The sequence below is a fragment of the Dyadobacter ginsengisoli DSM 21015 genome, assembly GCF_059568735.1.
Window position 1 is genome coordinate 685,126 of the sequence record NZ_JCANTY010000005.1, and the last position, 13,021, is coordinate 698,146.

Consider the following 13,021-nt stretch of genomic DNA (forward strand, 5'->3'; position numbering starts at 1 on the left):
AGGAGAGAGATCACTGCAAACATCACCAAAGCGAACTTCGGCAGGTCTCTGGACTTTCACCCGTAGAAGTTTGGTTTATCCCGACCGACGCCTGCCGAGAATTTCACGACAACAAAACATCGTAGACAAAGGCCCTAGAAAAGTCTAACTCCCACATTCGCCCGTCTGCAAAACTATGATTCTTGATGATAGCTTAGAGTAAAGTCGCTGCCTTTCTTCCACAGACGGATAAAAATCCTTGTCGCATTTTCCGTGGACTAGGGTCACGCGGGGGTAGTTCAGCTCGTTTTTTTGCTGTTTTTTGGCTTTTTAATACCATTTTGGACTTTTCATGCCCCTTATTCGGACTTTTCCGTACCCATCCATTGCTGCTCCCTAATCTACTTTTGATACAAAGAAACCCTCCTATTGTTATAGTCATATAAGAAACGTGGCGTGCCTGCCCTGGGACTATTGTGATGAGGGCAACCTGTTCTCAAATCGCATTGTGTAACTGCTTAAAGCAAAATATGTGATCAGTCTCCAAGAAGACAGAATGCAACCCGGTTTCAGGGATCCTGCCAATTCAGAAATGGCCATTTATAAATAAGTCCGGAAGTAATACAATCACTTAAAAACATGCATGCAACATGAATGAAACTTACTCAATCGAATCAGCACACGGTTATCAACTGAATTTTAATCAAGGCTCTTCCCGAAAATTCCCGGTGCAAGGGAACGTCGGTCGCAATGGGCAAAAAAGTATGGTTAGAAAACGGAAAGCCCGGCCCATTGGAAAGCTGCTATTGCTGGCCTGTTGCTGGCTCACCTGCCTATGTGGAAACAAACTGCTGGCTCAAACTTATCAATGGAAAAACGTCCAAATGCTGGGCGGTGGATTTGTGACGGGTATCATTTATAGTCCAACCCAGCAAAATCTGATCTATGCGCGCACTGACATAGGAGGAGCTTATCGCTGGGATGCTGCCAATAAAATATGGATCCCGCTCTCCGACAGCTTCGCTTCCAGCGATGACTATGGCGTGCTCAGTATGGCAACCGATCCTTCCAACCCCAACCGGGTGTATATGGCTACGGGTCTCTACACGCAGTCGTGGGGCGCAACGGGCGCTGTCTATTCCTCTACCGACAAAGGCGCGACATGGACGCGCAATAGCTTATCGTTTAAGCTCGGGGGGAACGAAAACGGGCGGTCGGCCGGCGAACGACTGCAAGTGGACCCGAACCTGGGGAGCATCCTTTTCCTGGGTTCCAGCACAGACGGGCTTTGGAAAAGTACCAACTACGGAACTTCTTGGAGCAAGGTCAGCAGCTTTCCGGTCAGTTCCAGTCCGGTTGGCTCCGGAGGAATTTCCTTTGTGCTTTTTGATAAAAGCAGTAGTTCGTCCGGTACAGCAACGAAAACGATCTATGTGGGCGTCATGCAGACAGGTACCAATCTATACAAAAGTACCGACGGCGGAGCTACCTGGACGGCCGTATCCGGTCAGCCAACCAATCTGATGCCGCATCAGGCAGCGAAGGCTTCCAATGGGATCATCTATCTCTCGTATTCCGATGCCAGTGGTCCCAATAACGTTGGTGCGGGGGCTGTATGGAAACTTAATCCGGCCAGTAATGCGTGGACCAATATATCCCCACCTGCCGGACAGGGAGGTTATGGGGGTATTTCGGTAGATGCACAAAATGCCAATCATGTGATCGTAAGTACATTGGGCCGCTGGTGGCCGCGCGATGAAGTTCTTCGCACGACAGATGGTGGTAGCAACTGGACCGGTCTGCTGACCAATGCTACGTGGGATCATGCCTTGGCTCCGTATGCGGCGTCCATGAATCCTCACTGGCTGGGTGATGTGGAGATCGACCCCTTCAATGCTGGCAATGCATGGTTTGTGACGGGTTACGGGGTCTACAATTCGAATAATCTCGGCGCGAGTCCGACCAACTGGATATTTCAAAACAAGGGATTGGAAGAAACTGCCGCCTTGGAGTTGATCAGTCCTCCTGCCGGTGCTCCGCTTTTGAGCGCACTGGGTGATATTGACGGTTTCAAACACGACAACCTGGATGTTTCGCCGTCGGCCGGTCGCTTATCGCCTCAATATGGCACCAACCTCAGTATCGATTTTGCACAAAATCTTCCCGGATTTATGGCCCGTACCTACAACAATTCCGGCGGTAACTACGGCTCCTATTCTGCCGACGGAGGCAGTACCTGGACATCGTTTGCCAGCGTACCTGCCGGCACAACCGGTGGTGGCAATATCGCAGTTTCCGCCGACGGCAACAGACTGGTGTGGGCTCCCGAGGGTGCTTCCGCTATGTATGTTTCTACCAATCGCGGAACATCCTGGACCGCGTGCGGCGGTGTGCCAGCCAACTTAAAGCCCATATCCGACCGGGTGAATTCCCAGAAATTTTATGTGTACGACTTTGTGAATGGCAGGATTTGGGTAAGTACCAACGGAGGAACTTCCTTTTCGATACAAGCCACCGGCCTGCCAACGGTTCCCGACTATCAGGCATGGTTAACGAGAATTCGGACTGTTTTTGGCTCGGAAGGCGACATCTGGCTCGCCAATCCGAATGGTTTGTACCGTTCTACAAACTCCGGCACGAGTTTCGCGCAGGTTAGCCGCGTACAGAATGCAACGGCCGTTTCATTCGGAAAAGCAGCTCCGGGGAAAACCTATCCGGCAGTCTTTATCGTCGGTACCGTCAACGGCACCTCCGGTTTCTACCGTTCGGACGACGGCGGGGCCAGCTGGACGCGTATAAACGATGCCCAGCACCAGTATGGCACGGTTACCACCATTACCGGCGATCCGCGTGTGTACGGCAGATTATACCTGGGAGGAGCCGGCCGGGGAATCATTTATGGAGATATACAAAATGCTGCCTCGGTTGCCTCCGGCTCAACTTACCGGATTATTGCACGGCACAGCAACCAAGTGGTCGATGTAGCAGGCGCGTCGACTGCCGATGGGGCGCAGGTGGATCAGTGGCCCGGCACCGGCGGTTCTAATCAGCATTGGGTGGTTACAGCTAACGGAAGCGGATACTACACTTTGAAGGTAAATCACAGCGGCAAAAATTTGGATATCAGTGGATTTTCCCAGACTGACGGAGCCAAAGTGCAGCAGTGGACAGCCGGCGCCGGCACTAACCAGCAATTTCAGTTAATTGACGCCGGAGACGGTTACTTCCAGATCAAGGCCCGCCACAGCGGCAAATGTCTCGACGTGGCAGCCTCATCCACTGCAAATGGAGCCCTCATTCAGCAATGGGCCTGTAACAACGGGGCCAACCAGCAATTCCGGTTCGAGCAGGTCAATACTGCAAGCATTTCGCGGTTGTCAAATCCCAAATCGTTGGAATATGATGCCGTCGGAAACGCAGTAGCATATCCTAACCCATCCTCCCAACTTTTCCAGATCAAAGCGTCTTCGGATTTTAAATATGAGATCTTTGACCAGACCGGCCGGAGGGTAGAAAGTGGGACTGGAAAAGATGGCAGCCTGGTAGGTCGGAAGCTACAATCCGGCCCGCACATCCTTAGGTTACAGATGGGGACGGTAAGTAAGGTCATCAAGCTAGTAAAAGACTAACCGACATTTACAAAACAGCAAACGAAAACGCCTGGAAATTAGATTGGATATCTGATTTCCAGGCGTTTGTATGTTGTTATTTACGGGTATTCTATCTGCTTATTTGCCAATACAATATCTACGATCGACTGACTAACAACCAATTATATACATCCAGGTACAAATTCGGTACAAAACTTATAAAGGCATCAGAGTGACCGCAGACCAGGATGCAATATGTTGAATTTGAAAGTTTGCTGTCGACCCGCTCAAAGTTGCTCTCCGCTAGACTGTCCATATAACCGAGAAACTTGTCACGCACAAGTACATCACGGGCATCTATCAATAAAGCACGATCACACATAAACGACACTCGACACGCGTGTCCAACAACTAATATTGTCAACCTGGTAAGATATCCGAGCACTTCCCGGCAGATTTACATAAATTGCTTTTTTAACCAAACACCTTTTCCGCATGACACATGCTACCTCCAACCCAAAGATCCACGAAGGCCGAAATTTGAAGCGATTCCGCGAAATGCTCTCGATCAAACAGGACGCCCTCGCATTCGAGCTAGGCGAAGACTGGAATCAGCAGAAAATCTCCCAGCTAGAACAAAAAGAGAAGATCGATGCCGACATTTTGGAGCAGGTTTCGGCGATTTTGAAGATACCGGCTGAGGCGATACGGAATTTTGACGAGGAAAAAGCTGTCAACATTATAACTACTACTTTCAATGATAGGGCTGTCGGTAGTTCTGTGAACTATGGAACAATTCAATCAGACCCGGTTGATAAAATCATGCGCCTTCATGAGGAGAAGATTGCTTTGTATGAGCGGATGTTGAAGGAAAAGGATGAGATGATGGAGCGGTTGGAGCGGTTGATTGGGAAATAACGAATAACCTATGTTGACCTTTTAAGCAAATCAATACCAATGATCTCGATGTTGTTGACATAGGAATAATTTTCGGAAACTGTATTCCAATGCGATTTCAAAAAGGTTACAAGATCCGCAAAAGTCAGAACCTGATCACTAAATTTCCAAGTCTCCATTGACTGATTGATTAGTAAATAGATTCCGTTGTTTGAACGATAGTCCCGTAAATAATCGCCACAAAGCTGATTTTCAAGTCTCTCCATCAATGCTTCAGTTGACCACTTGTTTGCCAACTTCAATTCAACAGGAACGGGTGCGTCAAAAGTATTACCGAGAAATCGCAAGTCCGGTTTCTTTGCGTCTGCCAGTTCTTCTTCCTGTACAACTGAGTATCGACTACTTGACCTATCCCTGCACCAACCACCTATGACATTCCTTACCCTTGTTTCTCTGTGCTCGTTAATGAGGTTCAGCGCATAGCTGTTGTCTCCGTCTTCAAGATCAGCTTTCAAATCTAATAGGCGAAGTACCGCAAGTTCAAATAATTCTCCATGATTAGATGGTGTTCGCTCCAACGTGTTGCAAAAATCTATGAAATCCTTCTCCGAATATGGACCAAATGCAGAATCTATCCTTGCCCTCTCCATCGCGTCACTCATCATCCACTTTCTATAAGGAATATGAGGGTGAGTTTGGCTCAACTCCATCATGGCTGAAAAAGATTCCTTCCCTGGGATATCTTTAAGAAAGGTTTCCAAACGATTACGAGCATCTTGTGCTTCATCGCGCAGTCCGGGGGAATACACCCCTCTTCCAGCTCTCTCGAAATCTTCCTCGCGCTTGATGTAGGTATACATCAACACGATGAGTTCTTTAAGCGGCCTTGGAGTTTTGAAATTGCTTCGGGCTGGCCCACCACTTCCACGAGTTCCAATCAATGAAGAAATCACCTGCATTGCAAATTCCGGCGCATCTTTTTCCGTTTCGAGGCACCACAGATGTTCGGTTAATGCGATGATTGCTGGTTCTGGATCAGTTCCAATCCAAGTTGCGTACCACAGAGGCAAGTTATCGCTACTACCTGGACTGTTGCACCTGTCAAATGCAAACTCTGCAAGATCCTTATCTGAGATCGTATCCAGTGACTCAATTATCCGGATCGCATACCTTACATCGTTTACGTTGATATTATTATCTTGAAGTAGAACCATCAGCTCGTCTCCAAATATATTCCAGAGGTCCTTATGATGATAGAATATTTTGGAAATTATCGTTGTAGACCCTGTCTCGAGTGACGACTCCCGTTTAATTTCTTTCAAAATAAGATCTTTAACCAATCCTGGATCGCTTCTCATTACACTCGCAAACCAGTTTGGGAACTCATTGAGGTTAGCAAAAGCATATTTGCAGGCTAGAACTATTTCTTGACTACTTAATCTGTCAGACCAAGATTCAACCTCGTCAGCCTCAATTTGCAATCCTGCAAGAGCAAAAAATAAGTATGCATTCAATTCTATCTTACCACTGTCAGTTGACCAAGTTGGTTCGTGCTGCCGCCAAAATGACGTTATCCCGTCTCGATATGCGAAAGCTGCTTCGTCACCAATGAGAGGTATCAGTAAACGCCAGTCTGTCTTAATCTAATGGTTTTCACAGTTGTCCTTAGATCGTGTTTTCTCATACAAGTAATATTGAAATTGGGAAATCACACCTCGACCTAATCCGGAATCACGAAGCTGAGAAGGATTTACTCTGACCTTCCGCGTGACTTCTTTCAAAGTCCGAGCTTGTTCTTTATCCCGAGCTGCTCGCCTTCCTTTGTATGCTCTGTCTTTCGCTATTAAGCTTCGATCTTCTTTCGATAATTTTGGCGGATGCAAAAATGCAACCATGACATCAGTTAACACTGCATCATTGCCAACTGCTCGTTTTATCGAATTCAATAGATTTCTTGATTTCTTTAAGTCTCTATATATTGAGAGGCAAAAATGCAATGCAATTGCTCGATTCTCCTTGATGTTCCCACTATCAACCTTTTCTAGCAGTAAGGGAAAATCGACTTCTAAGAGTCGAAGTTCATTTTCAATAAATTGTGTGTGGTAATAGAATCTAAAGTTGACGTCTTGTTTACCAAGTCGTTTTCGTTCCTGTTCAATACCCTGCCAGAACAGATAATGCTTAAATTCAATCCACTCATTGATTAACTGGATAAATTTGTGTTCATGTCTTATAATATCGTAGTGGCGACTTGGATATACCTGCATCAACACTTCAACAAATTCAGATTGGAAAATCAAATGACTCCGAGAAATTAATAGTCGCTGAACAATTGCCAAGGAGACATCAAATAACCAAGCATTTTTTTGGGAAATTTCACAATAACCCTTTTCAATATAGGGCTCCTGAGATAGTAATTCAGCAATTCTCTTCCCTAAATCAGCTGAGAGAGATAAATCAAACCCGTTAGAAAAGCCAATCAATTGGCTAGTTAGTCCCGTCATCCGATAATCATCAACATCAGATATTGAATTCAGAATCTGCATCAGCCAACTTAAACTGCTCCTATCGCTTGGAAGGCCAACTATTAATTCTTTTGCCAAAGATCTCCCCACAACAAGTTTCTCGGTAGCGTAGAAATTCCTGATGTCATTTAGCCTGTCTTCGTCAAAATCCCTAATCAATTTGATCGCAGATATCCTTGCGTGATCGTCCAAAGATGTATTTACTGCAATTAAAGTTGCTACTGACAAGCACTCCGTAATCCCCCCAGAGAGAGCTGAGTCCATAAGTAGCGCTACGATTGTCGAGTCGCCAGAATAATATTTCAGCAAGTTGCTTATCTTTTCGCCTACATCTGGTTTGGCCATTTTTTTAACCGATTCCCAGTTATCGAAATGCCAATTAGACCCCTTGTTATGCACGCTTAAACAGACCATCTCAAACAGCGCCTCGCGGACGTGGAGTGGAAACATAGCAGGATCTCCTCCTTCTAAGATTGCATGAGGGTCAATTCCGATCACTCTTTGCCTGACCTTTGCATCCATTTGCGCAAGCCAAGGCAGAATATGTCTCATCGCTGGAACAATTACGTCAACTCCATAGTGAGATTTAAAAAAGAGGCTCTCTATTGGAAACCTTGGAGATCCGTCATTTAGCCTATTGAAAAACCATCTAGCCGCCAAGTATTCCCTGACCGATCGATGGTGAAAACGAACTGATCCGTAAATCGCATCATCAAAAATTGGTCTGCTTAATAAAGTGCTGCATTCTCTATTATCCCAGTCAGGGAGAATATTCTTTATGTCAATTCCACTCGAATGATTGTTACCATCAGGTACTTTTGCTGTAAATTTCTTCGTTAGAATCATAGCAACAGCTATTTTCTCGGCACCGGCCCTAAGTTTGTCCTTGGAGATCGGATTTAGTTGAGCATGGGTCTCGTGTTGTTCTTCTAATCTCCACTCAATGCTGTCTTGAATTAATTGATACTTGGAACCGATGGATCCGTGTCTTTTCCAGTAGCTTATTAATTCCAACAAGTCTTGCGGCCTACTTGTGAACATTCGGGCCTCCTGCCTATTTGTTTCCGCTAGAAAACCTTCTCTGTCAGGAACGTCATTAGCAACGAGAAACTCCTTCACCTGATCGCCGTCTAAATCGGTCAGCGAGTAGACATTAAAGCATTCATTTGCAAAATCGTATTCTTCGACGCTGTCCTTCGGTAGACATTGATTGCAAAGAGCCAGGTCAGATTTGTAAGACCAAGATGAGGCTCTTGAAGTGATAAATATGAAAGCCCTGTCCAAGGCGCTCGCAATCATGCGGCCAAACTTCCGAATTGCTTTACTAAAGTCCCTGGGATCTGACAGCTTTGCCTCGTCGACCGAATCTAAAAAGATCCACGCTTCTTCTTCACTATTGATCCATTGATCAAATTCGTTGATTTTGCCAACTTCAAAACCAATATCATCACTGATATCTTCGATTCTGATAAAAAATGCGGTGCGATTCGCACCACGTAGTTTTTTTGCGGTATTATATATTTCACATGATTTTCCAGACCCAGCTTCGGAAAGAATAATTACTCGTGAGTCCCGGATCAATTCATCCCAGCTAATACCGCGCTCAAACTGAGGGATGGTGCTTTCAAATTCTCGTTCGAATTCGTCAGTTTGTTCTGCTTTCGGGAGTTTATAGAATTTGCGATTTAGATCAGTATACCTGTTACTAATCATAGCAGTAGCATTTAGATGGGAGGATTAACAATAACAAAATAAGCCATTAAAAACTCTATAAAATAATATTTTTTTATAACGTTTTAGATTGACCTTCTCTCAAACCATACCTTTGTAAAAAAAACTAAAATATCCATTACCTAGCAAGCAACTACATTGCGGAACCAGTGACTTGCACTCTTGCTGATATTACTTCCCGATACAAAACTTCGAAAATATATTATCCAGTAAATCATCCGTCACAATCGTCCCCGTAATCTCTCCCAAATGATGCAGCGCCAACCGGATATCCTGCGCCAGAAAATCTCCGGTAACACCCAAAGCCAGCCCATTCAAAACATCTGTCAAAGACGCGGAAGTTTTAACCAAATGCTCATAATGCCGCAAGTTGGTAACTACTGTGTCACCGGCGGCCTGGCTGTGCACGAGTGAAACGAGCTTACCCGTCAATGCAGGCAAGTTCTGCTGGGTATGAGCGGAAATGGGTATAATATCCAATGCCTCGCCAGCTAGTTCGGAAGCAAGCGAAGGATTAATATCCGTCTTATTTAAAACAAAAACCAGATCCTTATTCCCAGGCAGTAATGCAGCCAATGCCTTATTCTCGGCAAGTGTCGCAGCGCTATCAAACAAGAAGATCACAATATCAGCCTTATCCATTGCCGCTTTCGAGCGCTCGATACCGATCGACTCCACAACATCGGTCGTCTCTCGTATCCCGGCGGTATCAATGAAGCGAAATTTCAACCCGTCAAGTATAATGGTGTCTTCGATGACGTCGCGCGTCGTGCCTGCAATGGCAGTTACTATGGCCTTTTCTTCATTCAACAATGCATTCAGCAAGGTCGATTTGCCCACGTTCGGCGAGCCGATGATCGCTACGGGCACCCCTTCCTTAATCGCGTTACCAAAATCAAACGAGCTGATCAACGGTTGGATCGTCGCCAGCAGGGCTTCAATGAGCCTGCGTAAATCGTCCCGCTCGGCGAATTCTACGTCTTCTTCGCCGAAATCGAGTTCCAGCTCGATCATGGAAGCGAAATGGATCAGCTCGGATCGTAGGGAGGCGAGTTTTTTGGAAAAACCACCCCGCAGTTGATTTAGTGCAGTTTTATGGCTGGCTTGCGAGTCGGCGGCGATCAGGTCGGCCACGGCCTCGGCTTGCACCAGGTCGAACTGGCCGTTCAGAAAGGCGCGCTGGGTGAACTCGCCGGGCTTGGCGATTCTTGCGCCTTTGGTGATGAGCACCTTTAATATCTGGCGGATAATGTAGTCGGAGCCGTGGCAGGAAATTTCAACGGAGTCTTCCTTGGTGAACGAGCGCGGGGTTTTGAAAACACTTACCAGCACTTCGTCGATGATCTCGTCGCCGGCATTGATCGTGCCGAAATGCACGGTGTGGGTTTCGACATTTTCGAGGTTTTTTCCTTTAAAAACGCCGTTGACCATGGCGATCGCGCCCAGGCCCGACACGCGTATAACGCCGATCGCCCCTACACCCGAGGGCGTCGCCAGCGCACAAATCACTTCCTGCTGATGGATGGGTACTATGTTCATAATGCAAATATGCTACTATTTGAAAGAACCAATATCCGAAGCAGGAAGTTTGAATTTTGTACCTTTACGGGATTTTTCTGCCGACGCGGTGTGTTACCCATTTTTACAACATTAAGAATTTCAAGATTTTGCTTACCGAAACTTTGCCTATCGTTACATCAGAACTGCCGGTGATGGAAGCCTTCTACACCTTGCAGGGTGAAGGCCAGCACAGCGGTCGTGCCGCCTATTTCATCCGCCTCGGCGGCTGCGATGTGGGCTGCCACTGGTGCGACGTGAAGGAATCCTGGGACGCCAGCATCCATCCCAAATTTGATATAGATGCCATTGTAGCAGGTGCATTGCAGTATCCCGGCCGCCTGGCGGTCATTACCGGCGGCGAGCCGCTGATGTACAATCTCGATGAGCTGACAGGCGCCTTGCAGGCCGCGGGCTTCAAAACCAATATCGAAACCTCGGGCGTTTACGCCTTTACGGGTCATTGGGACTGGGTTTGTTTTTCTCCTAAAAAATTCAAAACCCCGCACCCGGACATTTACGCCAACGCCCACGAGTTGAAAGCGATCATTTATAATAAGAGCGATTTCGACTTCGCCGAAGAGCACGCAGCCAAAGTTTCGCCGGATTGTACTCTTCTGTTACAACCCGAATGGAGTAAGCAGGACGTGATGCTGCCTTTGATAATTGACTATATCAAAGACAATCCCAAATGGAAAATGTCGTTACAAACTCACAAGTTTATGAATATTCCATAATGCACCGGGTTATTTTTTTTTGTTTCGCACTAGGCATCTCCACTCTCCAATACGTTTCAGCTCAGGACGTTACATTATCCAGAACAGCGCGCCAAGTATACGACAAGGCACAAAAGGCGTGGCAGGAAAGAAGGCTCCCCGAAGCGACAGAACTGTTTGAGCAAGTGCTCGAAATCGAGCCTAACAGCTACGATACACATTTGCGGCTGGCGCAGATTTACGAACTGCAAAGGAAGACGGACCTTACCCGCAAGCATTACTACAAGGCCGTTAGTCTCAAAGCGGATGCCCCTCAATCCGCGCCGGCATTCCAATGGATCGGCCGCGACCATTTCAACGTGCAGCGCTATGATTCGGCACAATTTTATTTCGGGAAGGCTTTGGCACTATTCCCACCGAAATCGAGCCTGGGAAGGCTGGCAGAAAAATCGGTAGCGTCCGCACGTTTTGCCCAGCAGGCAACTAAAAACCCCCTGGTTATCGAGAAAAAATCGATGGGTGATACAGTCAATTTCCTGGGTACTCAGTACTTCCCCGTGATGACTGCCGATGATGAGACATTGATCTTCACCGGACTTACCGAAAACCGCGACGAGAATATCTATGTCACCCGCCGCATAAAAGGCGGCCGCGCGACTGAACGCAGCCCGGCTGACCGCAGCCCGGCTGACCGCAGCGTGGCTGACCGTTGGGATGTGCCCGAAGAAATCTCCAAAGCCATTAACACTACCAATAACGAAGGTACTTGCACCGTTTCCGCAGACGGCCGCACGCTCGTTTTCACAGCCTGCAACCGGCCCGACGGCCATGGTAGCTGCGATTTGTACATTTCCCACAAAGAAGGGAAAGAATGGAGCCAGCCGCTAAATCTGGGACAACAGGTCAACTCCCGCGAGTGGGAATCACAACCCTCTCTATCCGCGGATGGCCATACGCTCTATTTTGCCTCCGACCGGAAAGGCGGCGTTGGCAAGCGCGATATTTGGGTGACACGTCTGGACGACAAGAAGCAATGGACCGCTCCCAAAAACCTCGGCCCGGCCATCAATACGACCGACGATGAGAATGCCCCCTTCATCCACGCGAACGGCCGCACGCTGTTTTATTCTTCCAACGGCCTGCCGGGAATGGGAGGTTTCGATATTTTTATTACCCAAAAAATGGATACGGTCTGGGCACAGCCTGCCAACATTGGCTACCCTATCAACACCGTTTCCGACCAGGTAGGGCTTTTTATCGCGGCCAACGGGGAGAATGCCTATTATACCGACGACAATACCGAAAAAGGCAACGGCCGCTCGCTGCTGTACACCTTCCGCGTTCCCGAGTCATTGCAAAAAATCATTACGCCTACACGCTATGCGAAGGGCAAGGTCTTTGATAAAAAAACGGGAACCGTACTCGCCTCCGATATCGATCTTTACGACCTGAAAACCCAGACCAAGGTAGGGTCGTTCAATTCCGACAGTCAGAACGGCTCGTTTTTGGCGGTACTAAACAACGGGGGCGAATATGCCTTCTTTGTTTCAAAGCCGGGATACCTCTTTAAAAGCCTTTCGTTTTCGGTCGATGATACCCAGTCGTTTGTAGACCTTGAAATTCCGCTTGAAGCGATCGAGAAAGACCGCGCCGAAGTTTTGCACAACATTTTCTTCAAGACAGGAGAATACATTCTCGACGACAAATCCAAGGTGGAGCTCGACAAGCTGACCGACTTTCTGAGCAAGAACAAAACTATCAAAATTGAAATATCCGGCCACACCGACGATGTGGGTTCGGACAGCGAGAATATGGCGCTCTCGCAACGCCGGGCGCAGTCGGTACAATATTATCTGCAACAGGCAGGAATTTCGGCCGACCGGATTTTGGCCAAAGGTTATGGTGAGACAAAGCCCATGGCACCTAACGATTCGGATGAAAACCGGCAAAAAAACCGAAGGATCGAATGGCGCATCCTTTAAATGCATTTGCATAACGGGCTGAAATTTTGCACTTTTGTCAGTCT

7 protein-coding genes are annotated in these 13,021 nt (G+C 47.3%); 4 read left to right on the plus strand and 3 right to left on the minus strand.

All coding sequences use genetic code 11. The annotated features are described in order from the left end of the window. Positions 1-629 precede the first annotated feature (629 nt). Together BP71_RS21410 and BP71_RS21415 are read left to right on the plus strand one after the other, a co-directional pair. Entirely contained in the window at positions 630-3,608 is a 2,979-nt protein-coding gene (locus BP71_RS21410) for an RICIN domain-containing protein (RefSeq protein WP_496382965.1), read from the plus strand. A 456-nt stretch (positions 3,609-4,064) separates the two neighbouring features. Continuing rightward, complete coding sequence (locus tag BP71_RS21415; RefSeq protein ID WP_496382967.1) at positions 4,065-4,487, plus strand: XRE family transcriptional regulator; 423 nt, start codon at positions 4,065-4,067, stop codon at positions 4,485-4,487. Positions 4,488-4,495: 8 nt separating this feature from the next. Here BP71_RS21415 and BP71_RS21420 read toward each other — a convergent pair whose 3' ends face one another. From BP71_RS21420 to mnmE, 3 genes are all read right to left on the minus strand, one after another. Next, positions 4,496-5,980 (minus strand): hypothetical protein, encoded by a 1,485-nt coding sequence (locus tag BP71_RS21420; RefSeq protein ID WP_496382969.1) that lies wholly within the window; start codon positions 5,978-5,980, stop codon positions 4,496-4,498. Between the two features lie 129 nt (positions 5,981-6,109). After that, positions 6,110-8,704 (minus strand): NACHT domain-containing protein, encoded by a 2,595-nt coding sequence (locus tag BP71_RS21425; RefSeq protein ID WP_496382971.1) that lies wholly within the window; start codon positions 8,702-8,704, stop codon positions 6,110-6,112. A gap of 189 nt (positions 8,705-8,893) precedes the next feature. After that, a complete protein-coding gene (gene mnmE / locus BP71_RS21430) occupies positions 8,894-10,261 on the minus strand; it encodes a tRNA uridine-5-carboxymethylaminomethyl(34) synthesis GTPase MnmE (RefSeq protein WP_496382973.1) in 1,368 nt (455 codons plus the stop codon). Between the two features lie 173 nt (positions 10,262-10,434). On the opposite strand from mnmE, the gene BP71_RS21435 reads away from it, so the two are divergent. Next, entirely contained in the window at positions 10,435-11,016 is a 582-nt protein-coding gene (locus BP71_RS21435) for a 7-carboxy-7-deazaguanine synthase QueE (protein WP_496382975.1), read from the plus strand. Continuing rightward, positions 10,971-12,977, plus strand: a complete 2,007-nt coding sequence (locus tag BP71_RS21440) for an OmpA family protein (RefSeq protein WP_496382977.1) — start codon at positions 10,971-10,973, stop codon at positions 12,975-12,977. Before BP71_RS21435 ends, BP71_RS21440 begins: the two co-directional genes overlap by 46 nt. Positions 12,978-13,021: the final 44 nt, after the last annotated feature.